Annotated in this window: 27 protein-coding genes and 1 tRNA gene; 15 read left to right on the top strand and 13 right to left on the bottom strand. The window is 39.6% G+C overall.

What is annotated here, in order from left to right:
- Positions 1-143: 143 nt before the first annotated feature.
- Positions 144-902, bottom strand: a complete 759-nt coding sequence (locus tag CDOM16188_RS00535) for an exodeoxyribonuclease III (RefSeq protein ID WP_172197249.1) — start codon at positions 900-902, stop codon at positions 144-146.
- A 90-nt stretch (positions 903-992) separates the two neighbouring features.
- Between CDOM16188_RS00535 and CDOM16188_RS00530 the strand changes: the two genes are divergently transcribed.
- Positions 993-1,352: a diacylglycerol kinase gene (locus CDOM16188_RS00530; protein WP_172197246.1), complete on the top strand. Its 360-nt coding sequence runs from the start codon at positions 993-995 to the stop codon at positions 1,350-1,352.
- Positions 1,349-1,600 carry a replication/maintenance protein RepL gene (locus CDOM16188_RS00525; RefSeq protein WP_172197243.1) on the top strand — a complete coding sequence of 84 codons (252 nt, stop codon included), beginning with the start codon at positions 1,349-1,351 and terminating at the stop codon, positions 1,598-1,600. Before CDOM16188_RS00530 ends, CDOM16188_RS00525 begins: the two co-directional genes overlap by 4 nt.
- A gap of 3 nt (positions 1,601-1,603) precedes the next feature.
- On the opposite strand, the gene prfA is transcribed toward CDOM16188_RS00525, so the two are convergent.
- Positions 1,604-2,671, bottom strand: a complete 1,068-nt coding sequence (prfA, locus tag CDOM16188_RS00520; protein ID WP_172197240.1) for a peptide chain release factor 1 — start codon at positions 2,669-2,671, stop codon at positions 1,604-1,606.
- Between the two features lie 14 nt (positions 2,672-2,685).
- The gene (gene rpsT, locus CDOM16188_RS00515) at positions 2,686-2,958 is read right to left on the bottom strand and encodes a 30S ribosomal protein S20 (RefSeq protein ID WP_169942906.1); all 273 of its coding nucleotides are present in this window, start codon (positions 2,956-2,958) and stop codon (positions 2,686-2,688) included.
- Between the two features lie 181 nt (positions 2,959-3,139).
- Here rpsT and glmM point away from each other — a divergent pair, with 181 nt between their 5' ends.
- From glmM to hemJ, 4 genes are all read left to right on the top strand, one after another.
- Entirely contained in the window at positions 3,140-4,483 is a 1,344-nt protein-coding gene (gene glmM / locus CDOM16188_RS00510) for a phosphoglucosamine mutase (RefSeq protein WP_172197237.1), read from the top strand.
- Entirely contained in the window at positions 4,476-4,928 is a 453-nt protein-coding gene (gene lspA / locus CDOM16188_RS00505) for a signal peptidase II (protein ID WP_172197234.1), read from the top strand. Before glmM ends, lspA begins: the two co-directional genes overlap by 8 nt.
- Positions 4,929-5,026: 98 nt before the next feature.
- Positions 5,027-5,389: an NINE protein gene (locus CDOM16188_RS00500; protein WP_172197231.1), complete on the top strand. Its 363-nt coding sequence runs from the start codon at positions 5,027-5,029 to the stop codon at positions 5,387-5,389.
- An 11-nt stretch (positions 5,390-5,400) separates the two neighbouring features.
- Positions 5,401-5,835 (top strand): protoporphyrinogen oxidase HemJ, encoded by a 435-nt coding sequence (gene hemJ, locus CDOM16188_RS00495; protein WP_169942910.1) that lies wholly within the window; start codon positions 5,401-5,403, stop codon positions 5,833-5,835.
- A 144-nt stretch (positions 5,836-5,979) separates the two neighbouring features.
- Here the strand turns inward: hemJ and CDOM16188_RS00490 are convergent, their stop codons facing one another.
- The 5 genes from CDOM16188_RS00490 to proC are packed head-to-tail and all read right to left on the bottom strand — an operon-like array spanning position 5,980 to position 9,766.
- Positions 5,980-6,369 (bottom strand): energy transducer TonB, encoded by a 390-nt coding sequence (locus CDOM16188_RS00490; protein ID WP_172197229.1) that lies wholly within the window; start codon positions 6,367-6,369, stop codon positions 5,980-5,982.
- A gap of 33 nt (positions 6,370-6,402) precedes the next feature.
- Positions 6,403-6,714 (bottom strand): WG repeat-containing protein, encoded by a 312-nt coding sequence (locus CDOM16188_RS00485; RefSeq protein ID WP_172197491.1) that lies wholly within the window; start codon positions 6,712-6,714, stop codon positions 6,403-6,405.
- Positions 6,711-7,979 carry a WG repeat-containing protein gene (locus tag CDOM16188_RS00480; protein WP_253908107.1) on the bottom strand — a complete coding sequence of 423 codons (1,269 nt, stop codon included), beginning with the start codon at positions 7,977-7,979 and terminating at the stop codon, positions 6,711-6,713. Before CDOM16188_RS00480 ends, CDOM16188_RS00485 begins: the two co-directional genes overlap by 4 nt.
- A 9-nt stretch (positions 7,980-7,988) precedes the next feature.
- Entirely contained in the window at positions 7,989-8,921 is a 933-nt protein-coding gene (locus CDOM16188_RS00475; protein WP_172197225.1) for a DUF4299 family protein, read from the bottom strand.
- Positions 8,922-8,977: 56 nt separating this feature from the next.
- Entirely contained in the window at positions 8,978-9,766 is a 789-nt protein-coding gene (proC, locus tag CDOM16188_RS00470; protein ID WP_172197223.1) for a pyrroline-5-carboxylate reductase, read from the bottom strand.
- Positions 9,767-9,926: 160 nt separating this feature from the next.
- Between proC and CDOM16188_RS00465 the strand changes: the two genes are divergently transcribed.
- Positions 9,927-10,175: a chemotaxis protein gene (locus tag CDOM16188_RS00465; RefSeq protein WP_172197221.1), complete on the top strand. Its 249-nt coding sequence runs from the start codon at positions 9,927-9,929 to the stop codon at positions 10,173-10,175.
- A gap of 149 nt (positions 10,176-10,324) precedes the next feature.
- On the opposite strand, the gene CDOM16188_RS00460 is transcribed toward CDOM16188_RS00465, so the two are convergent.
- Both CDOM16188_RS00460 and proB read right to left on the bottom strand, forming a co-directional pair.
- Complete coding sequence (locus tag CDOM16188_RS00460; RefSeq protein WP_172197219.1) at positions 10,325-11,572, bottom strand: glutamate-5-semialdehyde dehydrogenase; 1,248 nt, start codon at positions 11,570-11,572, stop codon at positions 10,325-10,327.
- Between the two features lie 8 nt (positions 11,573-11,580).
- Positions 11,581-12,699, bottom strand: a complete 1,119-nt coding sequence (gene proB, locus CDOM16188_RS00455) for a glutamate 5-kinase (protein WP_172197217.1) — start codon at positions 12,697-12,699, stop codon at positions 11,581-11,583.
- Between the two features lie 206 nt (positions 12,700-12,905).
- On the opposite strand from proB, the gene CDOM16188_RS00450 reads away from it, so the two are divergent.
- The 4 genes from CDOM16188_RS00450 to CDOM16188_RS00435 are packed head-to-tail and all read left to right on the top strand — an operon-like array spanning position 12,906 to position 16,358.
- Positions 12,906-14,057 carry an ABC transporter substrate-binding protein gene (locus CDOM16188_RS00450; protein WP_172197215.1) on the top strand — a complete coding sequence of 384 codons (1,152 nt, stop codon included), beginning with the start codon at positions 12,906-12,908 and terminating at the stop codon, positions 14,055-14,057.
- Positions 14,047-15,087, top strand: a complete 1,041-nt coding sequence (locus CDOM16188_RS00445) for an iron ABC transporter permease (protein ID WP_172197212.1) — start codon at positions 14,047-14,049, stop codon at positions 15,085-15,087. The genes CDOM16188_RS00450 and CDOM16188_RS00445 overlap by 11 nt, the downstream gene beginning before the upstream one ends.
- On the top strand, positions 15,084-15,857 hold the full coding sequence (locus tag CDOM16188_RS00440; RefSeq protein ID WP_172197209.1) for an ABC transporter ATP-binding protein: 774 nt from the start codon (positions 15,084-15,086) through the stop codon (positions 15,855-15,857). The genes CDOM16188_RS00445 and CDOM16188_RS00440 overlap by 4 nt, the downstream gene beginning before the upstream one ends.
- A 48-nt stretch (positions 15,858-15,905) precedes the next feature.
- Positions 15,906-16,358, top strand: coding sequence for a DUF523 domain-containing protein (locus tag CDOM16188_RS00435; RefSeq protein ID WP_172197206.1), 453 nt, complete (start codon positions 15,906-15,908; stop codon positions 16,356-16,358).
- Between the two features lie 66 nt (positions 16,359-16,424).
- On the opposite strand, the gene CDOM16188_RS00430 is transcribed toward CDOM16188_RS00435, so the two are convergent.
- On the bottom strand, positions 16,425-17,969 hold the full coding sequence (locus CDOM16188_RS00430; RefSeq protein ID WP_172197203.1) for a flavocytochrome c: 1,545 nt from the start codon (positions 17,967-17,969) through the stop codon (positions 16,425-16,427).
- Between the two features lie 259 nt (positions 17,970-18,228).
- Between CDOM16188_RS00430 and CDOM16188_RS00425 the strand changes: the two genes are divergently transcribed.
- Positions 18,229-20,172, top strand: coding sequence for a methyl-accepting chemotaxis protein (locus CDOM16188_RS00425; protein ID WP_216656196.1), 1,944 nt, complete (start codon positions 18,229-18,231; stop codon positions 20,170-20,172).
- Between the two features lie 119 nt (positions 20,173-20,291).
- Positions 20,292-20,367: transfer RNA gene (locus CDOM16188_RS00420), tRNA-Val, on the top strand.
- 326 nt (positions 20,368-20,693) lie between these two features.
- On the opposite strand, the gene CDOM16188_RS00415 is transcribed toward CDOM16188_RS00420, so the two are convergent.
- Positions 20,694-22,259 (bottom strand): right-handed parallel beta-helix repeat-containing protein, encoded by a 1,566-nt coding sequence (locus tag CDOM16188_RS00415; RefSeq protein WP_172197200.1) that lies wholly within the window; start codon positions 22,257-22,259, stop codon positions 20,694-20,696.
- A gap of 534 nt (positions 22,260-22,793) precedes the next feature.
- Between CDOM16188_RS00415 and thrS the strand changes: the two genes are divergently transcribed.
- The gene (gene thrS / locus CDOM16188_RS00410; protein WP_169942925.1) at positions 22,794-24,602 is read left to right on the top strand and encodes a threonine--tRNA ligase; all 1,809 of its coding nucleotides are present in this window, start codon (positions 22,794-22,796) and stop codon (positions 24,600-24,602) included.
- On the top strand, positions 24,599-25,117 hold the full coding sequence (gene infC, locus CDOM16188_RS00405; protein ID WP_169942926.1) for a translation initiation factor IF-3: 519 nt from the start codon (positions 24,599-24,601) through the stop codon (positions 25,115-25,117). Before thrS ends, infC begins: the two co-directional genes overlap by 4 nt.
- Before the next feature lie 36 nt (positions 25,118-25,153).
- Here infC and CDOM16188_RS00400 read toward each other — a convergent pair whose 3' ends face one another.
- Entirely contained in the window at positions 25,154-25,684 is a 531-nt protein-coding gene (locus CDOM16188_RS00400) for an isoprenylcysteine carboxyl methyltransferase family protein (RefSeq protein WP_172197197.1), read from the bottom strand.
- Positions 25,685-25,774: the final 90 nt, after the last annotated feature.

The following is a 25,774-nucleotide window of genomic DNA, read 5'->3' as shown; positions in this document are numbered from 1 at the left end:
CTTAGACAAAATTCAAGCTCATCTTTATTGCAAAAAACATGAGGTCTAACGCCAAAATTTGTACCAACCAAACTCATAGCTAAAAAGGAAGTAAATTTCATTAAACAAAGTTTGGCAATGCGAATTTATAAAAACGAAAACGATTAAATTTCTATCTCAATTCCCACGGGACAATGATCGCTTCCCGTTATATCACTAAGTATAAATGCGTCTTTAAGGCGATCTTTAAGGCTTGCCGAAATGAAAAAATAATCAATCCTCCAGCCGACATTTTTGGAGCGAGCGTTAAATCTATAGCTCCACCACGAATAAGCATCCTCTTTATCGCCGTGAATTTGCCTAAAAGTATCGATAAATCCGTGCTTTATAACTTCATCTATCCACTCTCGTTCAATAGGCAAGAAGCCTGAAGTCTTAGAATTCGCCTTTGGATTTTTAAGATCTATCTCGCGGTGAGCGGTATTAACGTCTCCGCAAAATATCACGTCCCTACCTTCACGCACAAGCTCGTTGCAGTAGGCTAGAAATTTCGCATAAAAATCCATCTTGTAAGCAAGTCTTTCATCATCCTTTTGCCCGTTTGGAAAGTATATGTTAAAAAGTACGATATTACCAAACCTATGCTCCAAAACCCGCCCTTCATCGTCGTTAAAGAACTGCGATTTTAGAGTAGCTAACGGAAACTTACTAAGGCTCATCACGCCCGAATACCCTGCCCTTGCGGCCGAATTTACGCTCACATCGCTAAATCCGAGCTTGTAAATCTCACTAGGCACATCAGCTTCTTTTACTTTTATCTCTTGAAGCCCTAAGAAATCGGGCTTAACCTCATGAAGCCAACTAAATCCGTCTTTGCTTGCGACCGCGCGAAGTCCGTTTACGTTCCATGAAATCAGTTTCAAATTTAGTCCTTTTTAATTGCAATTATACGCACTCAACCTAAATTTAAGAGTCTATTTTGATATAATTATTCAAAAATTTAAGGTCTAAAATTGAGAAATCAACCAAAATACAAATTCTTTAAAAACTGGAGTTACGCACTTAAAGGGCTAAAGGAAATTTTTAAAAACGAAAGTAGCTTTAGACTTGAAATTTATATATTTTCGCTTGCTTTTATTTCTCTTTTGTTTTGGAATTTTGGCGCGGTCTTAAATTTATTTTTGACTTTTAGTATGGTTTTGGTTCTAGTTTGTGAGTGCATAAACTCCGCTATTGAGCGTATAGTGGATCTTGCAAGCCCTGAAATTCATCCTCTAGCAGGCGCGGCAAAAGACGCAGGAAGCGCTGCGGTAATGATATGCAACACGCTTTGTGCAGGAGCGTGGATATATGCGATTTGGGATAAATTTTGAACTCGCTTGAAAGAGAAATTTTTGGCACTTTAATCGGCGAAAAGAAATTTGAGATAATTGAGTTTTTTATCCAGAATTTAGATGAAAACGGACTTATAAATTTCACAATTGCAGAAATTTGCAATGCTACAAATTCAAGCAAACCGACCGTCATAGAAACAATAAAACTACTTGAAAATAGAAAAATTTTTAAGCGAGTAAAAAATGGAGTTTATAAATTTAAGAATTTAAAATCTAACTCTAACTAGATATCACAGCCCGGCGGCAGCTATAGCTTCGGCTTGATGGTGCGCGATAAGAGGTTCTATTATCTCGTCAAAAAGCCCGCCTGCCATGATCGCATCTAAACGATAAAGCGTTAAATTTATGCGGTGGTCGCTTATGCGGTTTTGAGGGAAGTTGTATGTGCGAATTCGACCGCTTCTATCTCCTGTACCTACTTGGCTCTTGCGCTCGCTAGTCTCTTTCGCAAGGCGCTCAGCCTCTTGCATCTCATAAAGTCTAGCTTTAAGCACTTTCATCGCGGCCTCTTTATTTTTATGCTGGCTTTTTCCGTCCTGGTTGGTTACGACAAGTCCTGTTGGGATATGTGTGATACGCACGGCACTATCGGTTGTGTTTACGCTTTGTCCCCCGTGTCCCGAGCTTCGCATAACGTCGATTCTTAAGTCGTTTGGATTTATCTCTACTTCACTATCTTCAACCTCGGGCATGATTGCGACAGTAACGGCCGAAGTATGGACTCTGCCCTGACTTTCAGTCTCAGGCACACGCTGAACCCTATGCGTTCCACCTTCGTATTTTAGCCTTGAGTATGCGCCGTTTCCTTTTACGAGCAATATTATCTCTTTAAACCCACCCGTGTTGCCCTCGCTTTGGCTTACTACTTCAAATTTATATCCGCGAAGTTCGGTATAGCGCACATAAGCGTTAAAAAGATCGCCTACAAATAGCGCCGCCTCATCTCCACCGGTTCCAGCGCGAATTTCAAGAAAGATGTTTTTATCGTCGTTTGGATCTTTTGGAAGAAGTAGAATTTTTATCTCTTCTTCAAGCTCGGCTTTGCGCATTTCAAGGCTCTTGAGCTCATCTTTGGCAAGCTCGCCAAGTTCAACATCATCAAGTAGAAGTTTGTTTTCGTCAATGTCGGCTAAAATTTGCAAATACTCTTTGGAAGCATTTCTGATATCTTCTATGCTTGATTGCTCTTTGGAGAGCTTGGTCATATTTGCGATATCTTGAGTGATTGATGGATCGCTTAACAGACGAGAAAGTTCGTCATAGCGATCCAAAAACGGTTGCAGTTTATTAGCTAACATTTAAAATTTAGTGATTAAGCAGCTGTGTTTAGAGTATTTACAAGCTTCGCCAAGCGTCCAACACGGCGTGAAGCTGTTTGTTTTTTCAAAAATCCTTTACTAACAAAGCTGTGCAGGCTTTTATTAGCTTCTTTTAGCGCTTTTAAAGCAGTCTCTTTATCGCCAGCTTCTACGGCTACACGTACGGCTTTTGTGATATTCTTAAGTCTTGTGCGATAAAATCTGTTTCTTTCGGTTCTTTTTATCGTCTGTCTAGCTCTTTTTTCAGCAGATTTATGGTTTGCCATAATATACCTTTTTCATAATTTTAGTCCGTGATTATATAAAATTTAGTTTTAAATAGCGCTTAATTTAAGTGAAATTTAAAGCAGTCAAAATTCACGTATTTAAATTTGTGAAATTTTGATAGAATACAACAAATTTTATCATAGATAAGGCAAAACAGCCTTTAAATCATGAAGGATAAATATGAAACTATTCGGTACCGACGGAGTTAGAGGCAAGGCGGGAGCCAAGCTATCTGCGCAAACTTCCATGAGGCTAGCGATGGCTGCTGGAATTTACTTTCGTAAATTTGCTCAAGTTACCAATACCATCTTACTTGGCAAAGACACTAGAAGAAGCGGGTATATGATAGAAACGGCCATCGTTGCGGGACTTACGGCGGTTGGCTATAACGTGCGCCAGATCGGCCCTATGCCCACACCTGCGATCGCATTTCTTACCGAAGATATGCGCTGTGATGCGGGTATAATGATAAGCGCTAGCCACAATCCATACTACGATAACGGTATCAAATTTTTTGATAAACACGGCAATAAACTAACCGAAGATGCCGAAGCCGAGATAGAAAAAATTTATTTTGACGACGAGTTAATCGCTCAAAGCCAAAAACATATGCTTGAAATCGGCGCTTCAAAGAGAATTGACGACGTTATCGGTCGCTACATCGTTCATATCAAAAATTCCTTTCCGAAATCTTTGACTTTGCACGGAATAAGAGTTGTTTTAGACGTAGCAAACGGCGCGGCTTACAGAGTAGCACCGACTATATTTAACGAGCTTGGCGCGGAAACCATCGTGATAAACGATGAGCCAAACGGAAGCAACATAAATCTAAACTGCGGCGCGCTCTATCCGCAAAATTTAGCAAGCGAAGTCGTGAGATTAAGAGCTGATATCGGACTTGCTTTTGACGGAGACGCCGATAGGCTTGTCGTAGTTGATGAAACGGGTGAAGTGGCAAACGGAGACGCGCTTCTTGGAGTGCTTGCGATGTATCTTCATAAAAACAAAGCCTTAAAAGGCGGCGGAGTGGTGGCTACGGTAATGAGCAACGCCGCACTTGAAGACTACCTTACAAAGCATAAAATAAAGCTGCTTCGCGCAAACGTAGGCGATAAATACGTACTTGAGATGATGCAAGAAAACGGTATAAATTTTGGCGGCGAACAAAGCGGACACATAATCTTTTCAGATTATGCCAAAACAGGCGATGCTCTCGTGGCTGCGATGCAGTTTATCGCTTGCATGCTAACTCAAGGCAAAAAAGCAAGCGAAATTTTAAGCGAGATCAAGCCGTATCCGCAAATTTTACTAAATTTAAAAGTCGCGGACAAAAAACCTCTTGAGAGTATAGAAGGACTAAAAGCGCTCGAAGAAAATCTCAGAAAAGACGGAATCAGGCCTTTATTTAGATACTCGGGAACCGAAAATTTAATCCGCCTTCTGCTTGAAGGAAAATGCCCCGACAAAGTGCAAAAACGAATGGACGAAGTGGAAAAATTCTTCACTAAAGCTCTAAATGCCTAGGGTTTTCATTAAATTTTCTATAGCTTTTTTTGTCGTTTTTATAGCCGATCAGCTCGTTAAGCAAATTTTCTTAAACGGCTTTACATGGCAGGGAGAATACTTCTCTTTGGTGCTTGCGTTTAACAAAGGTGTTGCCTTTTCGATGTTTGCAAGCCTTGGCGAGTGGCTTAAATTCATCCAAGTAGCTCTTATCGTAGCCGTTTTTGCATATCTTGTCTGGCAAAAAGAAATTTTAAAAGATCACGCCATAGCCATTGGAATTTTGCTTGGTGCGGGCAGCTCTAACCTACTTGATCGCTTCGTGCACGGCGGAGTTGTGGATTATGTTTATTGGCATAAGTGGTTTAGTTTTGCTATTTTTAACCTTGCAGATGTTATGATTGATGTTGCGGTTTGTATTATCTTATGGCAAAGCTTTAAAAAGCCAAAAAATAGCGGCAAATGAAAGCCGAGCGGGTACTGGCAAACCCGTAGAGTCGCATTTAAATTTTATAAATTTGATGCAAATTCGCTTAAATTTATAAAACTTAAAAAGGATGAAAAATGGGAAATAACGTATATATCGCTTATGCGCTTTGGCTGTTTTGCGGCTGGTTCGGAGCGCATCGTATATATCTTGGCAAATTTATCAGCGGATTTTTTATGATGACGCTGTTTTTTATGGGCTCGATGACATATTGGATACTGATAGGTTGGCTGTTTTGGCTGATTTGGGGTATTTGGTGGCTGTTTGATATATATCTTACCGGTGTTTATGTGGAGAAAAATTTGCAAAAAGACGAACTTAAACACGAGCTTAAAAAGCAAGATCTCGAGGCTCAGCTCAAAAGGCTTTATGAGCTTTACGAAGAGGGCAAGATAAGCAAAGCCGAATTTGAAGCTAGAAAAGAAATTTTATTTAGATAAAAGGAGAGTAAATGGCGGAATACTATAATCTCATTAAGTATTTTCACTACTTGGCGTTCATATCGTGGATGGCTGTGTTGTTTTATCAACCGCGCCTATACGTATATCACGCAGAGCATATGGATAAACCCGACTTCGTAAAGGTAGTCGAGGTTCAAGAGTATAAGATGTATCACTATGTGGGCTGGGTTTCTATCATCGGCACGTTTTTAACTGGAATTTTGATACTCGTGGCGATACCTGACCTACTTAAAAGCGGATATGTGCATGTAAAGCTTACCGTAGTCGTGCTGCTAGCGATATACCATCTTGATCTTGGCAGATACATGAAACTGCTTCGCGAAAAACGCTGTAACAAATCAGGCATGTTTTTTCGCGCATACAACGAGGTGCCTACTATAGCTATGGTCATCATCATCTGGATGATGGTCTATAAACCGTTTTAAAATTTAGCGTCTTCGGGCGCTAAATTTATCTTTTTTGTTATCGCCATTTTATTCTTAACAAGGGATTTATTTCTGTCTATCAAGTTGCATCACAAATTAAGTTTAATAAATTTACATAAAATAATCTCACGCTGCTTATCAACATTACCCGGACACCTTATAACTGATCGGAGCTATTATTTGAGTATCACGGCTAGGCTTTGGGAATTTGGTTGAAATTTCTTTGATAGTTTTAATCGCCGCATCGTCTAAAATTTTATGCCCCGAGCTATTTTTTATCTTGATATCTTTTATCTGTCCGTGTGCAGTAAGCGTGAATTGTACTACAACTTTTCCGCTAATTCCAAGTTCTAAAGCCTCGTTTGGATAAGTGGCGTACCTTGAAATAATACTTGCTATACTATAATCACTATCATCGCTATCATCGCTATCGCCGCTTAAAAATTCGCCGTTTTGGCTAAAAAAAGCAGTCGCCTTTCCCTTTTGCGCCTCTATCTCGCCACTGCTTAAAAAGCTGATTTTGGTAAATTTCACAGGCACCAAGATCTTGCCGTTTCTATCGGCAACTCACCAGTTTAATCCATCCAGCGCGATTAAAACAAGCCCGCTCTTATGTAAAAAGACATGTTCGTAAATCGCAGGGATTATAAACTCGCCGTTTTTATCAATCAGCCCGTGCTTGCAAATCTTATCGCAACCAACAACAACTACGGCGACTTCATCGCTAAATTCATAAGCCAAATCATATCTAGGCGAGATAATCTCAAAGCCGTTTTTATCGGTGTAACCGAATTTTCCGCCTGACTCAAATGGCGAAATTTCAGCAGCCATAACAAAAACGGCTAAAATCAAAAACGCAAAGTAAGCTTTAAACTTCATCTGTCAATGCGCTTTACTATGCCCCATTTACCGTCTTTTTGGGCTGCAAAAATATCCGCTTGTATGTGATATGCCATATCATAAATTATCGGCAAAACCATCTTGTTATTTTTGTCTATAAAGCCCTGCTTGCCGGATTTTTTAACCCAAGCGATCTCATCTTTAAAATTTGCGATAGCTTCGTATTCAAGCGGGATTATAAATTTGAAATTTTTATCCGCTACGCCGTATTTACCGCCTTTTGCAACTACGGCTAAACCGTCTTTAAAGATATCGGCATCATCAAATTCAAAATCCATGACAAATTTACCGCTCATATCCGTAAAGCCAAATTTACGGCTTGCAACTACGCCGTTTAAGTGCCTTTTGTATTTTTGGACCATGACAAAATTTTCGCCCGATATCGTTGCATTATCAAATTTTAAAGGCACAACTTCCTTACCGCTAGTATCTATAACACCCCATTTTTCGCCTTTGCTAACTTCGGCAAAGCCGTTTTTAAAATCCGCGGCCGTGTCGTAAATTTTATCTATCACGAGCTTGCCTGTTTTATCCATATAGCCTTGCTTGCGAAAGCCGACTCTGGCAAGCCCGTCGTTAAAAGCGCCGGTTAAATAATCGCCCTGCAAGACTACGTTTAAATTCTCATCTATAAATTTCGCCCTCTCCTCGCCATGCTTTCTAGCTATAAAAAATCCGCTTTTATCAACGATAATATGCTCTTCGTATTCTACGGGCAAGACAATCTTGCCGGAAGTGTTTATAAGACCCGCTTTTCTATCTTTATACTCAAAAATTTTGGCGAATTTATCATCTATCCAATAAGCTTGATCGTATATTATAGGCGTTACGATTTTTCCGTTTTTGTCTATAAAACCGTATTTACCGTCTTTTGACACTTTTGCGATGCCGTTATTAAACAAAAAGCCGCTAACTCCTTTATTTAAAAGAAAAACAGGCTCATACTCCATAGCAATTACGACCTTGCCTCTCTTATCGATGAAGCCGTATTTTGCGCTGTTATCCGTTATCTTGGCAACTATGGCAAGCCCTTCTTTGAATTGCGAAAGATAGTCGTAAGCAAACGGCAAAATTTCCCTTCCTTCTAAATCTATAACCCCGTATTTGCCGTCTTTTTTAACGCTTATCAACCCTTCTGCGGAAAAAGAAAGCTCATCATAGATAAAAGGCGCTATGATTTTTTCTCTTTCTGCCGCCTGCACAAAAAGCCCCATACTAGCGATACCCGCCATGATAAATTTCATTATTTTCAATCACTCGCCCTCCGCTTCAAGTCTATTTTTACACTTTGAGATAAGCTCGTTTAACTCATCACGCAAAAGCCCTTTGACCGCTATATAATTTGCGTCTAAAAACTCAAATTTATCTTTAGGCAAATTTGATATAAAATCATCATACCTAATCGTGCCGATAACCTTATAATCCTCTAAATTCTCGCTATCGCCATCAATCGCCACTAGCGATATAACCCACTCGATATCTTCATTTTTTATATCAAGATTTATATTTTCAACCATCGGCTCATAAGGCAAGATAGTATCAAGCTCTTGCGTAAGGGCGTAACTGCCCAGCACTGCGCCGTCATCTTTTTTGTAAAATGCCTGATTGGCGCTAAAAGCATCGTGGTATTGAGTGCGCTTGATAAGCTCGTCAAATTCTTTTACCGCATCGATGCCGGCTAAAATTTCTTCAGCCATCTTAGAACTTATGGCAACAGGCCTATAAACACCTTGCATATACATCATATCATGGTCTCTTAGCGCATTTAACCCCGCTTTTATATCGCGTTCGTAGTCAAATTTCTCTATCTCGTCGGGGCTAAATTTCTCATCCTCTTCGCTTACGATATCGCTTCCCATGCGATGGGCTAAATTTTTCATATATTCAAGAGCTATTTTCCAATCAAAGCTCGTGCTTGGCGTGAGAATTCGCACGCTATAGCTTTTGATTTCGGGCTCATAAGATAGCTCAAACCCACGCCCGCTTACTCCGTCAACTCCCAAAAGCAAGCAGGTATAATCACTCAGCTTTGAAGAGTAAAAGCCCTCCACGTCAAAGTCCTCCCCACTCTCATCAAAGCTAAATTGCGTGATATTTGGCGAGATGTTAAAACACTCTTCCACGCTTAAAACATCTGCATAAGAAAGAAATTTCTTCTTGTTTTTAATGTTAAAAATTACACTCACGGCTTACTCCTTAAGTTTATTTATGATTTTAGCGGATCAAGCTTGCGAATTTAGACTTAAATTTTGCCGTTTGCCTTAAGAGCGGCGGCATTTACGGCCTCTATCACGGCTGATCTAAAACCTCTTTCTTCAAGCACTCTAAGCGCTTCTATCGTAGTTCCAGAAGGCGAGCAGACCTCATCTTTAAGCACTGCGGGATGCTTGCCGCTTTTTAGCACCATATCTGCACTTCCTGCGATGCTTGCCGCAACTATCTCGTAAGCCTTGGCGCGAGGAATTCCGTTTAGCACTCCCGCATCGGCTAAAGCCTCGATAAATACAAATACATACGCAGGCAAGCTTCCTGCAATACCCACAAACGCGCCCATGAGCGACTCGTTTATCTCATGCGCCGTGCCGAAGCAAGCAAGTAGGTTCATCACGCTATCTTTTTCTTGAGCGCTTAAATTTTCTCCGAAACTTACCGCCGTCACGCCCTCGCCGATCGCTGCAGGAGTGTTTGGCATGGTTCTTACTACCTTTTTGTTTTCGCCGATTATGCTCGCTACTTTTTCTATACTGAAATTTGGCGCTAAAGTAATGATAATCTGGTCTTTTATATCTTTTTTGATCAAATTTAAGAGGCTTTCATAACAGTTTGGCTTAACGGCAAGCACGACTATATCTGCGTTTTGCACTACTTCACGCTCATTAGCAAGTGGAGTGATGCCAAATTTGAACTTTAAATTCTCGTTTTTGCTTCTATCATAGACGAAAATCTCCGCTAAATCGGCAAATTTAGAATTTGCAACTGCCGCTATCATCGCGCTTCCCATATTCCCCGCGCCGATAAATCCTATTTTCATCTTTTCTCCTTAAATTTAACTTACCGATGATATCTAAATTTTGTTTTGTTTTGCCTTGTTCTTAAAATTTGCAAGTATTGTTTAGTGATTTTAAGCATCTCTTTGTCTATATCATGATAACATATATCAATTTTATAAAAATAAATCAAAAAGGCTAGATATGGATAATAATCTACTTCAACAAAACGATGAACATATTGTTCGTGCCCTTGAGAAAATCAATTTGGCGATTAAAAATTTCATCGATATTTCAAAAGACGAGCCAAAATTTAAGGAGTATTATATAGAGCTTACGAGCATAGGACAAGAAATTTTTAAGCTACACGAGAAGCTTCATAGCGAATTTAAAGAGCTAGGAGACTGCGAAGAGAAATTCTACGGCAAGTGCGATAAAACAACGCTTGCATAAGTCATAAACTCGCACAAAGCCTTCATTTTGGCAAATTTGTACCTGTAAATAAAAATGAAAGCGGTTAAATAAACCGCTCATCAAGAAAATTTTAAACATTACAAGCCGCATATATTCTTAATTACGGCTTTTGGCGGCTACCTGCTAAATCAGCGAATTTGCCCGTTTCCTCTAACGACATATTTAACCGTCGTAAGCTCTTTTACTCCCATAGGTCCGCGTGCATGAAGCTTTTGCGTACTGATACCTATCTCCCCGCCAAAGCCAAATTCTCCTCCGTCGCTAAATCGCGTAGAGGCATTAGCATACACAACCGCACTATCAACCGCATTTAAGAACTTCTCGATATTTTCATAATTTTGGCTTAAGATACTATCAGAATGCCCGCTTGAATGCGAATTTATATAGCTTATCGCTTCGCTAGTGCCTTGTACCGATTTTACCGCCAAAACGAGGTCTAAAAACTCCTCTCCGAAGTCCTCCTTGCTCGCAAGGCGCACATTGCTAAAACCGCCGAAATTTTCATATAAATTTCTATCAAGTCTTAGCTCGACATTATCAAGTTTAGCGATCAAGCTAGGCAAAATTTCATCGGCTATCTTTTCGTGTAAAAGCACGCATTCAACGCTATTACAAGTGCTTGGACGCTGAGTTTTGGCGTTTTTTATAATCTCTATGGCTTCGTTTAAATTCGCACTCTCATCAACATAGATATGACACACTCCAGCACCCGTTTCTATGACCGGAATCGTTGCGTTTTGGATGATAAATTCCTTTAAATTTTTACCTCCGCGCGGGATTAGGACATCGATAAATTCGTGCATTTTTATCATTTCGCTTACGGCATTGCGATCCGTGTTTGTAATGAGCTGCACGGCATTTTTAGAAAGAGAGAATTTGTCCGCGACTCTATTAAACAAATTTACAAGAAATTTATTCGAGCTTATCGCATTTGCAGAGCCTCTTAAGATAACGGCGTTTGAGGATTTAAGCGCCAAGGCTGCAGCATCTATAGTAACGTTTGGACGGGATTCGTAGATGATACCAATCACGCCAAGAGGCACGCGAATTTTGCTTATCTGCATGCCGTTTTTATGCCTCCATCCATCTAAAATTTCTCCGATAGCATCAGGGAAATTTGCAAGCTCTAGCACGCCTTGCGCCATCGCTTCGATCCTAGAATCACTCAACTTGAGCCTATCAAGAAGCGCCGCGCTCAAACCTGACTTTTCGCCGTTTTCAAGGTCGATCAAATTTGCCGCTTTTATCTCCTCTTTGCAAGCTAAAATCTCACTTGCAACGGCTCTTAAAATTTCGTTTTTTGTGCTTGCACTTAAGTTTAAAAGCTCGGCGCAAGATGCTTTTGCCTTTTGGCAAATTTCTAAAATTTCACTCATTTTATCTCCTAAACCAACATCAAATTATCAATATGCACGACATTATCATCGTATTTGTGTCCCAAAATTTCCTCTATATCCTCGCTTTTTCGCCCTTTGATGAGCGCAATTTCGCTTGATGAGTAGTTGCTGATACCCTTTGCTACAAGCTTGCTTCCTGTGGTTATCTTCACTACCTGACCGCGCTTGAATTCTCCTTGCACCTCGCAAATGCCTACAGCCAGCAAGCTCTTACCGTTTTTTAACGCTTTTAAGGCTCCGTCATCAATTATCAGATTTCCCTTTTGAGACGTGCCGTAAGCAAGCCAATATTTGCGTGAATTTATCTTTTTATCTTGGCGTAAAAAGAGCGTTCCCACATCTTCGCCATTAACTGCGCGCACGATATTTGCAGGATCTTCTCCGCTTGCGATGATCAAATTTGTGCCGATTTTCGTAGACATTTCAGCTGCGGTTATCTTTGTTTTCATTCCGCCGGTGCCAAATTTACTCCCCTCGCCCTCAGCCATATTTTTGATGCTCTCGTCGATATTTTCTACCGAATTTATGAGTTTCGCGTCTTTAAATTTGCTCGGATTTTTATCATAAAGCCCGTTAATATCGCTTAAAATTATAAGCAAATCGGCATCAACCAAACCCGCCACAAGGGCCGAAAGAGTGTCGTTATCGCCTACTTTCAGCTCGTCGCTTACGACAGGATCGTTTTCGTTTATAATTGGAATTATCTTTTTATTAAGAAGTGCGTTGCAGACGTTTCTTGCGTTTAGATACCTTTGACGATCGCTAAAATCTCCCCTTGTAAGAAGAAGCTGCGCGATAGTCTTTGAATGCGCCCAAAAAAGAATTTGATAAAGATGCATTAAAGCCACTTGTCCCACACTTGCAACTGCTTGTTTTTCGCTTAGAGCTTTTGGCTTTTGAGTTAAATTTAACTGCCCCATACCCGCTCCGACCGCACCTGAGGTAACAAGTAAAATTTCATATCCTAAATCGCTAAGCGCACTTAAATTCGCAACTATTTTTTTAATCTTATCCTCATTAAGCTTGCCGTCGCTTTTAGTAAGCGTTGAAGTGCCGACCTTAACGACGATTTTGCGAACATCTTTTAAGAGCTTTTTTCTGTCCATCTCAAACCTTAAATTTGGCTTTTAATTTATCAAAAGTATAGTATGGCTATGCTTTTAAAGCCTTAAATTTAGCCGTGAATTTTCAAATTTCAATCGTTTAAGTAAGACTGATAATCAAAAAATATGCTTAAATAATATTAAATTATTTTTTATCATATTTTAGCTAACATCATAAAAGCTGAAATTTATCGTTGAAAGGGGCATTTATGAGGTTTTTATTAGCTGTTTTTATGATTATAAATTTGGCGTTTGGCGCTAGCGTCATAAAAGATATGCGCGGCGTAGAGGTAAAGATCGCCGAACCGCTTACGAAGATAGCGACTATCGACGATGGCTTTGTCGAAGGCGTGATGACGCATCTTGGTGTGATTGACAAGGTTAAGGTTATCGGCTCTTGGTCGATGAAAAGAGACTACAAATACTCCTTCACAAGGCGCTCAGGCGAGAACTACACGCTTCGCGGCTGGAACACGATGAAGTATCTTCACCCTTGGCTTGATGAGCTAACCTGCATAAATTCACCGCAAGGAAACGTGATAAACTTTGAAAATTTAGCCAACGAAAATCCGCAACTCGTCATCCTTCGCGTCGGTGACTGCACACTTAGAGGCTCAAACAAAGACGCAGTTGAAAAGACAATATCGACTATAGAAGCCCTCGGTCTTCCGCTTGTAGTGATTTACGCGCCTAAAGGGGCTGAAATTTCGACGATGAAAGAGGAGATGAGAGTTCTTGGCGACGTGTTTAATCAAAGGCAAAAGGCGCTTAAGCTATTTGAATATCTTGACAGCACTCAAAAGCTCATAGAGGAGCGAACAGCCAAGCTAAAAGAGAGCGAAAAAGTAAGCATGCTTTATATGGGGCTTAATCCAAACGTCCGCAAAAACGGCGGTATGGCGACAGCTTACGGAGTAAATACGCCCGAATCTTTCATCATACAAAATGTCGCAGGTGCTAAAAACGCATTTACGGGCGATGGCACAAACGTGATCTTAAGCACGGAGCAGCTTTACGCGATAGATCCTGATGTGATCGTGCTTCCTACATCAAACGGCTATCACCCTGCAAGCGAGCTTTTAGATTCTCCTGACTTTGAAAAGCTAGGCGAGCTAAAAGCGGTGCAAAACAAGCGCGTATATGCGATGCCTTGGTCGCCGATGAACTGCGCTAGACGCGTTGAATACCCTATCGACATGCTAATCATCGCAAAAGCTGCGTATCCAAAGCTATTTAGCGACATCAAGGTTCATGAGTTCGTGCTTAAATTTTATAAGGACGTTTATGGCGTAGATGAGGCTACGGCTAAGGCGCTAAGAAGCGAGCAAATTTTAGACTGGACCGTGGAAGATGACTTCTAGCGAGCATGCTAAGTCAAAATTTAAATCAAAATATGTATTTTTAATATTTCTCGTCGCGATACTTGCCGTTTGCATGGTCGCGGCACTCATGCTTGGGGATTATAAAATTTCCGTTAGCAAGATAATCGGCGTGCTTGGACTTAAGCTTTTTGATTTAGAGGCTTCAGGCATAACAAAAATGGATCAGATCGTAGTTTTTGATATCAGAATGCCTCGAATTTTAACCGCAGCGATTATCGGCTTTGCACTATCAAACGCAGGTGCCGTATATCAAGCCTGTTTTAGAAATCCGCTTGTTGAGCCGTTTATCCTAGGAGCTAGCTCGGGAGCTGCGCTTGGAGCGGCATTTGGGATCATATTTGCGGGATTTTTCCTAAGCATAACGGCAAGCGCTTTTGTGTTTTCGCTTTTGGCTGTATTTTTATCTTACACATTAGCGCGAAACGGCGGCATAGTGCCTGTGGTGGGGCTCATACTTTCAGGCGTGATCGTAGGCTCGATATTTTCGGCAGGTGTTTCTATCATCAAGTATGTAAGCGAGGATGCGCAACTTCGCGAGATAACGTTTTGGATGATGGGTGGGCTATACTATTCCAAGTGGGACGCGCTTGGCGAAATTTTAGCAGTCGTTGCGGTGTGTTTTGCGGTTTTAAGCGCGCTTTCTTGGAAGCTAAATTTGCTCTCTTTAGGAGATAACCAAGCAAAAAGCCTCGGTATAAATCCCGAAAAATACAAATTTATCTTTATCGTTATAGCCACGCTTATGACTGCAACCTGCGTGGCAAATGTCGGTATAATCGCATGGATAGGGCTTATCATGCCGCATGTGGCAAGACTTCTAATAGGACCCGATAACCGCTGGGTGCTACCGATAGCGGGGCTTTTGGGCGGGATTTATCTGCTTATATGCGACACCTTAGCGCGCACGATAACGATGGCCGAAATTCCCGTTGGTATCATCACTTCGCTTGTGGGCGCGCCGTTTTTGATAGTGCTTTTAAGAAGCAAGGCAAAGGAGCTTTTAAAATGAGTTTTTCAAATATGCTTGAAGCTAAAAATTTATCGTTTAGCTATGGAGATTTTGCGCTTAAAAACATAAATTTAAGCGTTAAAAGAGGCACGATCTGCGGGCTGCTTGGAGCAAACGGAAGCGGTAAGAGCACATTTTTTAACTGCTGCATGAATTTTTTAGAGCTTAAAGAGGGGGAGATCCTCATAAATTCGCAAAGCTCAAACCGCAAGGACTCATCTTGGCTGGCTAAAAATATCGCTTACGTAGCTCAAAATTTGGAGCTAAATTTCCCGTTTTACGCAAAAGATATCGTGCTCATGGGGCGCTCTCCTCATATAAAAAGCATATTTGGTCCAAGCAAAAAGGATAAGCAGATAGTGCGCGAGGCGATGGAATTTATCGGTATATCAGAGCTTACCGATAAGCGCATGAGCGAACTTAGCGGCGGGCAGCGCCAGCTTGTATTTATCGCGCGTGCTTTGGCGCAAGAGACGCCTTTGATGCTACTTGATGAGCCCACATCCGCGCTTGATTTTAAAAACCAAATTTTGCTTTGGAAAATTTTGCAAAAGATAGCAAGCGAAGGCAAAACGATCATGATATGCACGCATGAGCCAAACCATATCTTGTGGTTTTGCGATGAGGTTGTGGCGTTTGACAAGGGCGAAGTGGTCGCCACAGGCAAGGTAAAAGATATCATAAACAATGAGTTTTTAAAGCGAATTTACGGCGATACTTGCAAATTTAAAAGCCTCAAAGAGCGCGATATAATATTTCCGAATTTATGATTTTAACTTCTAAATAGGTACAATTGGCTTTAAATTTAGGAATTTAAAGTGAAAGAGAAAATTTTAGTAAGCGCCTGCCTGCTTGGCATAAACTGCAAATATAACGGCTCAAACAACCAGACAGATGAGCTTGAGCTCAAATTTAACCATCTTGCTTTGAACTATGAAATTTTATCCGTCTGCCCCGAAGAGCTTGGCGGGCTTGCAACTCCAAGAGAGGTAGCTGAGATAAACGGCGAAAAAGTCTTTACAAAAAGCGGCAAGGACGTAACCGAGCAGTTTTTAAAAGGGGCTAAAATTTGTGCCGATCTAGCCTTAAAAAATGGCTGCAAATTCGCCGTTTTAAAATCCAAAAGCCCAAGTTGCGGAAGCAAGCTTATATACGACGGAACATTTAGCAAAACTCTTAAAACAGGCGATGGCTTTACCACAAGAGCTCTAAAGCAACTCGGCATAAAAATTTTAGATGAAAATTTCAGCTTAGATGATATAGCAAAGTAGTTTTTGTAGCTATCTAAACTGCAAATTTAAAGAGATTGAGACGCCGCTTGGACGTCCCAAATTTGGCTATAAATTTTCGCCCGCTATCATACCAAAAACTATGCAATCGGTTATTGCGTTGCTTCCTAGGCGGCTTGCTCCGTGAGTACCGCCTGTGATCTCGCCAGCTGCGTAAAGTCCTGCGATAGGCGCGTTGGTATCAGAACTTATGACTTGAGCTTTTGTGTTTATCTTAAGTCCACCCATGGTGTGGTGAGGTTTTGGCGATAGGCGTATCGCGTAGTAAGGACCGCTCTCTTTGATACCCTCGCCTTTTAGCTGATCTACTTTCTTGCCGAATTCATCTTTACCGGCCTTTACGCCTTCGTTATATTTAGCAACACTTGCTTTTAGCTCGGCAGCTGGAATTCCGTAGTTTTTAGCCAGATCATCAAGAGTTGCAAACTCTTTCATCACTCCGCTTGTCATCGCTTTTTCTACTAACTCAGGGTTAAGTTCTCTAAAGCCCTCTTTAGTCGTAAATGTCACAGGGAAAGCCTTAGGGTCTTTTACCAATATCTTAAATTCAGCGTCCGCTCTGGTTTTCCTATCGGCCAGCTCGTTCATGAAGCGCTTGCCGGTCTTCACATCAACCGCTATGCCGTATTTAAACGTACCTTGCTGAGTGAGGATCGGGGCTGAGCCAAAGCCTCTTTCATCAGGGCTTGCCCAAGGACCAAACTGAATCCAATCAATATGCACAGGCATAGCGCCCAGTTTTAACGCCTTTAAAAGCACGCCTGCGGTTGCGCCTTGGTGGTTTGTAGAATCAACATTATCAGGGATTCTTGGATCTTGCAGTTTTCTTAAAATTTTATCGTTGCAAAAGCCGCCTGAAGCAAGCACTACACCATCTTTTGCTTTAAACGCTTTTTTCGCTCCGCTTGTGTTTTCAAGGTCGTCGCTAAAGAGTTTGCCGTCAAATTTATACTCCTCTCTTGCCGTTACTCCGACGACTCTACCGCTGTCATCTACGATAAAATCATCCATTTTAGTTCTTTTTAAGAGCTTGCAACCATCAAATTTTTCAAACGCCGCAGCTAGAGGCTGAACTATGCCCGAGCCGCTATCGTTGGTAGTGATCATCGATCTAGCGACACTGTGTCCGCCCATCCAAGCATTATGGCTGTCTTTAAACTGCGCTCCATGCTTAACTACAAATTCCAAAGCGTCGTTTGCTCTTACGGCAATTGTATCAAGAAGCTCGGTATGGTTTATGTTTAGTCCCGCTTTTAAACAGTCTTCTTTAAAGAGTTCAGGCGAGTCTTTTATGCCGTTTTTTTCTTGGACTTTATTCATCGGAACCGCCATAACTCCGCCGTTGATAGCCGAATTCCCGCCTACTCGTCCCATCTTTTCAAGGACAAGAACCTTCTTGCCTCGCTCGGCGGCTTTAACTGCAGCCGCAAGCCCCGCAAAACCCGAACCTATAACGACGACATCAAATTCCTCATCGAATTTAACATCTTTTTGCGCTACGGCAGCCTGTGCATTTATACCGCTAAGTGCGAGAATTCCCGCTGTAGCGGCACCAAATTTCACAAAATCACGTCTTGATAGAGTGTTTTGCATATCGCCTCCTTGTTTAAGATGAAATTTCATGAATTCTAGCAGAATAATGTTTTAATTAATATAATTTTAAATACAAAAATTAAATTTACTTTACAAAAAATATTTTAAAAAATGTAAATCATTAAATAAAAAAGGTCAAAATTATATTTTTAAATAAATATTTGTTATAAAAAAATTAATTTTTACTTTTTATTTGGCTTTTAATTGCGCTTGGCTATAATCCTAAGTTTTTTTAATAAAATTTCAATAAAGGGTAAATTTGAGATCAATTGCGAACAAAATCACACTTATTTTAGTACTAGCTTTGGTGCTTTGCTTTTCGGCTTTTTCATATTTTAGCTACGATATAACAAAAGATAAAACTATTTATCTAATGCATCAAGCTCAAGATCAAATTCTAAAAGACGTTGCAAATATATTTTACGATAAAGAGCAGTTTATCAAGCACATGGGCGAATTTATAAGTAATAAAGACTACAACGAAGAGCAGATGACTAATTACCTTAAAGTCGCCAAAGAGCTAAGCGGAAGCATGCTTGCGTATGCAGGATATGAAACATCTATGATGTATAGATCAAACGGCAAAACTCAAAGCGCGGCCGACGGATATGACCCACGCACAAGAGGCTGGTATAAAACTGCAAAAAGCCTAGACAAAGCAGCCTACGCAGAGCCACATATGTCCGTTAGCGATAAAAAAATGGCAATAGCTTTCACGGCTCCGATTAAGAAAAATGGCGTTTTTGTGGGTGCAACCGCTATAAATTTACCGCTAAGCGACATGATAAGCAAAGTAGTAAGCATAGGCAAAACCGACCACAGCTACGTCTATATCATGAACTCGGAAGGCAAAATTTTAGTTCATCACATCGAAAAACTTATCGGAGAGACGACAGAGGCTACTAAAAATTTAGTAAATTTGGTAAAAAGTAGCAACTATAATGGCGATCAATTTATAGACTACATAAATTCAAGAGGCGAGCGTACATACGCTAAAATAGCCAAAATAAACGACAGAGGATGGCTTGCGGTATCTACTATATCGGGCAAATTTTTAGATGACAGCATAAGTCAGATAGTTTACTCTCAGGCTATTTTGGCATCAATATTTATCACTATACTATCGTTATTGGTATTTTTTATAATTAAAAAATCCCTTAAGCCTATTAAAATGATCCAACAGGGCTTAAATCAATTTTTTAAATTTGTAACCCATGAAACTACAAGTGCGGATAAAATCATACTTCATACAAAAGATGAATTCGCCCAAATGGCTGATAATATCAACTCAAATATCGATAAAGTAACTGACGGCATAAGCAAAGACGCTTGTATGATAGAGGAGATAAATGCCACGGCTACTACAATGATAAATGGGTACCTAAACTCAAATTTGGTTTGCGAACCAAATAATCCCGAACTAAAACAGCTAAAAATTCTTTTAAACACACTATTTAGTTCATTGGCACAAAATTTAAAAAACGTAACAAACGCTCTAAACACATACTCTAACAACGACTTTACTCCTCGTATAGAGTGCAACGTAAAGCTTGAAGGCGAACTAAAAGCAATGATAGATGGCGTAAATAATATGGGCGAAGTTGTTTCATCTATGTTAAAAAATAGCCTTGATAGCGCAAATAGTTTAAACGATAAGGCTGTGTTTTTAACAAATATCGTTCAAAATTTAGACAACGGCGCCAGAAAGCAGGCTTCAAATTTACAAGAAAGCGCGGCAGCAGTTGAGCAGATGAGCGCTTCAATGAGCTCTATCGCTCAACGTTCAGGAGAAGTGATAAGGCAAAGCGAAGATATACAGCACGTAATTGATATCATTAGAGATATTGCGGATCAAACAAACCTGCTTGCGCTTAACGCAGCCATAGAGGCCGCTCGCGCCGGAGAGCACGGCAGAGGCTTTGCTGTGGTTGCCGATGAAGTGAGAAACCTTGCCGAGCGCACTCAAAAGTCGCTTGGCGAGATAGAAGCCAACATCAACCTGCTTGTTCAAAGCATCAACGATATGAGTGAGAGCATAAAAGAACAAACAGGAGCCATCTCGCAGATAAACGGCTCGCTAGTAGAGGTTGATACTCTTACAAAGAATAACGTTCAATCAGCTAAAGACACAAAAACAATTGCTAACGAAGTAAAAAAGATAGCCGATGAAGGGCTAGATCAGGTTAGAAAAAATAAATTTTAGTTTTTAAAGAGTCGAATTTGGCTCTTTAAATTTTGATTTTGCATTTGAAATTTGAGCTTAAAAAGCCAAATTTCAAATAAATTTTAACTTTAACTTGCTACAATACACACCTACTTGATGGTCGCGTAGCTCAGCTGGTAGAGCACTACCTTGACATGGTAGTGGTCGGAGGTTCAAGTCCTCTCGTGGCCACCATTTCTTCCATTCTTTACTTATTCTTAACATTAACTTCATTTTTTATTTTTTAAACCAATAACGTGCAAAACCACTGTTTACATATTTAGTTGTTTTTATGCTACTCAAATGTAATTCGTTGTAATTTCATTAAACGATTTAAATCAAAGTATCGTATTTCTAAAAATACATAAAATTATCCAATTATATTTATTGAATTAAAACAAGTGTAAATCTATAACTCAAGCAAGCAAAATGATTATATTAAGTAACAACCAAGACGAATTTAGCACTGAAAAATAAATAATGCAGGGCGAATTTTAAATTTCGCCCTGCTTAAATTTGTTTTATTGCCCAGTCGAATTTGTTTCCTTATTTGCAGGCTCAAAAGTCGGGTGTGGTGGCAAATTTAAAGTCTCATTTGATTCATTTTGCACAGGTTTTGCCGCCTCTGCGATATCAGCTTGAGTAGCCTCTTCTCTTACTTCTTGAGCAGGCTTATTTACAGATTCTGAAATTTTCGCTTCGGAATTCTGCGCAGGCATACTCTCGTTTATATCAACAGGAGATATCTCTACTTGCTTTAGCTGCTCTGCAGATGAAGTTTGTGAATCAGGGGCAGGTTCGTCATCGCTCATACTTTGAGCCCCATATCCCTCCACAGCTCCAACTAGCTTAAAAGCGTCTTCAAGAGGATATTTGTTAGCATACATAGATACTTTTGATGTAAGCGAGCCTCTTTTATTCATCCCCATAGCCTCTCTAAAAAGATTCGTCGGAGAATTTAGATCATAAGCTGCGGTTTCTTTGTAAGTCGCACTCAAAAACCCCTCTAAATAAGGTTTATTTAGAGCCTCTTTTAACCCTTGAAGATCTGAAATCTCTCTATTGCCAGTTGCGCTTTTCAAAGTCTCGATATCTTCAAAATCAGCCGCTTTTACATACATAAACAGCCCTCCGCCCGAAGGTAGATCCATATCCATCTTTTTATTTAAAAAGAAAATATTGTCGTTAATATCAATCTCTTTATTTGGATCAACCCTTGTATTTGAAACCGCAGAAGCGATACTAAGACCCAAGATATTATGGTTAATGTCATAATCCATGTTTGTCATAGCTCTTATTGCATGCCCTAAATCACCAAGATCTCTTGTCCTTGACCAGTTAAATAATATAGTATTGTAAGAAATATCTAATTTTGTCTGATGTGGTTTATTTGCAGTGCCGAAAATTTCAACAGCTGCATAAGCATTTGCTACAAAAACATTGTTTCTAATTACTATATTACCCCTTCTGTTTCCAAGCAAAATCGCATAGTTGGGACTATTTAAGAAAAAGCAGTTTTGTATCGTAATATCACTGTTAGCTCTTCCTTTTATAAGAGGGGTAGAAGCTGTTTGATACGATGACATTCCTTTTCCGGGCGGAATCATTAGCACGCCCGTTTCTACGCCTTCTGGTTTACCGTCTTTTTCATGATAGCTGTTGGATTCGCCTTTATCAAATATCAAGCCGTCTATAATGATATTTGAGCCTTGCAAATTTTCAGTTTGTATATCAAGTAGAGGTTTTGAGCTTGAAGTAGCGTTAGCTGCGTTTGTAGGCTGGATAAGCACAGGATACTTTACTACGTCTCGCTTTGAGAAATCTTCACTATAACCGCCAAGCAATGTTATGGATTTCTTAAGCTCAAGGTAGCCTCTATCCATAGTACCAAAATAACGACCTATCGCTATGTGAACAATATCTCCTTCCTGGGCTATATCGATAGCTTTTTGGATATTTTTTACAGGAGAGTCTTTTGTCCCTAAATTTTTGTTTGAACCTTTATCCTTGGATACATAAATTTCAGCACCTAGTGCAAATACCGCGGCAAGCGAACAACTTAGCAAAAACGAAGATACTAGTTTCATGAAAACCTCCTTGATATTAAAGTTTCTTTAAGTATAACAAAAATTTGAAATTTATATCTTTAGTTTGGTCTTATATCTTTAAAAATTTTGATATTAGTGTAAAAAATTGTTACTTGAATTAATAATTATCAAGAAGGCGGCATGAAACTTTCAAATAATATTCAATTATTTTTTAATATATTTAAAATTTGATATCCAAGCAGAAGCAAAAACTTGTGGAAAGGCAACCACTCCTTTCCACAATAATCGGGAGAAAAATGAATCAAAACAATGCAAAGACGAGATATTGCACGATCCATTTACGATTCAAATACTAACACCAAATATCTTAAAATACAATTAATTATATTGATACCAATCAAAGTCTTACAGTGAGTATCTTTATTTGCAGCAAGAAATTAAATTTAAGTTCAAATTTGATTCTCAATAAACCGTTAGCAAATCAAATATTAAGAAAAGCTTAAATACATTTTAGATAAAATCATTCATCATTCTTTTGGTGTTTAAAAGAATATTCGGTAAAAAAGGAAAAATATGAGCGATATAATCGCATACAAACTAAACGGAGAGATAGTCGATACTCAAAGTATCAAGGATTTAAATTCGGCAGAGCCTATTTATTTTGATAATTCAAAAGAGGCTTTAAGCGTTATCAGACATAGTTGCGCGCATCTTATGGCGGAAGCCATCAAAAGCCTTCATCCAGAAGCGAAATTTTTCGTAGGTCCTGCGATAGAAGACGGATTTTATTACGATTTCAGGGTTGATAGCAAGATCGGAGAGGCGGATTTAGAAGCGATAGAAGCCAAGATGAAAGAGCTTATCGAAGCTAAAAAAGACATCGAAAAAACCTGTTTTACGAAAAAAGAAATAAGCGATAGATTTATAAACGATGACTTAAAACAAGAGGTCTTAAAGCGCATTCCGGACGGCGAAGTTACTATGTATTCTCAAGGAATTTTTGAAGATATTTGTCGCGGACCACATGTGCCAAATACTAAATTTTTAAGATTTTTCAAACTTACTCGAGTTGCCGGAGCGTACCTTGGCGGAGATGAAACACGCGAAATGCTTACTAGAATTTACGGCACGGCATATGCAGACAAAGAGAGCTTAAAAGAGCATATTCGTATCATAGAAGAGGCTAAAAAACGAGATCATCGCAAGCTTGGCACTGAGATGAAGCTATTTACTTTTGACGAAGAAGTAGGAGGAGGTCTTCCTATATGGCTACCAAACGGCGGAAGACTAAGAAGCAAACTGGAGCAAATTTTATACAAAGCTCACAGAGATAGAGGCTACGAGCCTGTTAGAGGGCCTGAGCTTTTAAAAGCCGACGTATGGAAAAAGAGCGGACACTACACAAACTACAAAGAAAATATGTACTTTACGACTATTGACGATGCGGAGTACGGCATTAAGCCTATGAACTGCGTCGGGCACATCAAAGTTTATCAAAGCGAAATTCGCTCTTATCGCGATTTGCCTGTCAAATTTTTTGAATACGGAGTAGTTCATCGCCACGAAAAAAGCGGAGTTTTGCACGGACTTTTTAGAGTAAGAGAATTTGCGCAAGATGATTCGCATATCTTTTGTTCTCCCGATCAAATCAAAGAAAATATACTGGAAATTTTAGCATTCGCCGGAAAGATAATGGAAAATTTCGGCTTTGAATACGAGATGGAAATTTCAACAAAGCCGGCAAAAGCGATAGGCGATGATGAAATTTGGGATGTAGCTACAAAAGCCCTTAAAGAAGCGCTTGATGAAAACGGATTTAAATATGGTATAGATGAAGGTGGCGGAGCGTTTTACGGACCAAAAATCGACATCAAGATAACAGACGCGCTTAAACGTAAATGGCAGTGCGGAACGATTCAGGTTGATTTTAACCTGCCTGAGAGATTTGACCTTGGATATATCGATAGCAACAACGAACGCAAACGTCCTGTTATGCTTCACCGCGCGCTACTTGGAAGCTTTGAGAGATTTATAGGAATTTTGATAGAGCATACAAGCGGAGAGTTGCCGTTTTTCATAGCTCCTACGCAAGTTGTCATAGTTCCTATCAACGATAGCCACTTAGACTATGCTAAACAAGTTGCAAAAGAGCTTAGAAAAATCAATGTCGATAGCGAAATTTCAAGCAAAAACGAAAGCCTAAACAAACGCATCAGAAGTGCCGAAAAACAACGCGTACCTATGATAGTAGTTATAGGAGATAACGAAGCTCAAAACCGCAGTATAGCGTTACGCGACAGGCATAACAGAGAGCAAAAAGATATGAAACTAGAAGAATTCATCATTTTATTAAAGGAGAAACTTAGTGAGGTGCATTTTTGAGTAAAGAAAATGAAGTATTGCTCAACGAAGAGATAAGAGCGAGTGAAGTAAGATGTGTCGGCGATGACGGCACAAGCTATGGCATCATCTCAAGAGATGAGGCTTTAAAAATCGCTGAAAAACAAGGTCTTGACCTAGTGCTAATAGCGCCTGATGCAAAACCGCCTGTTTGCAAGATAATGGACTATGGAAAATTCCGTTATCAACAGGAAAAAAAGCAAAAAGAAGCTAAGAAAAAGCAGAAAATTATCGATGTAAAAGAGATAAAACTATCGGTAAAAATTGCGCAAAACGACATAAACTACAAGGTTAAACATGCTATTGAATTCCTTGAAGATGGAAAGCATGTTAAATTTAGAGTATTCCTAAAAGGTCGCGAGATGGCTACTCCTGAAGCCGGAGTTGTTATGCTCGAAAAAGTTTGGGATATGATAAAAGATATAGGAAATAGAGACAAAGAGCCTATCATCGAAGGTCGTTATGTCAATATGCTTGTAACTCCAAAGAAAGCTTAATTCACAAAAGCCCTTTAAAAAGGGCTTTTCTTTTTATTATTTATTGCCGTTTGGTATGATAATCTCTTTTAAAATACGATTTTCCTCTTCTATTCTTCTATAAAGTATAAAAGCGTAAACCGGCAAGATAATTACCGCAGAATAAAATGCATGGCACAGCATCGCAAGCCCGATAAGTTCAGGCACGATATTTAAGAAATAATTAGGATGCTTAACCGTCTTAAAAAGCCAGTGGTTATTAAATTTATGCTCTTTTGCAACCATAAGCTTAACCGTCCAAATTCCGTCCAAAAGAGAGATAACGACATAAAGCATAATCATAGAAAAGACAATAAGTCCCGCTCCTGTGGCGCTTTGAGTATCAAATTTGGCTTTTGTTACTATCGCTTCGATAAAGCACGACAGATAAAAAACTATATGCAGTATCGTAAGGATCTTTGAATTTTTTACACCATACTCCCTGCCTCCGTTTTGCAGTATAGATCTTTCGTTTCGAATCGATATTTTTAAAAACAAAAGCCTAAGCACAAACATCGCCACAACAGCAATCCAAATATAATATTCCATATTGTTTAACCTTTATTAATAATATAAAAAGGCAAAACAATAGCAGTTTCTTTAGCGATTGTCAATAAGCAAAAATTTTAAGCTATCTTT

The sequence above is a fragment of the Campylobacter sp. RM16188 genome (genome assembly GCF_012978795.1).
GTDB lineage: Bacteria > Campylobacterota > Campylobacteria > Campylobacterales > Campylobacteraceae > Campylobacter_A > Campylobacter_A canis.
This window is presented reverse-complemented; position numbering and strand designations above follow the sequence as displayed.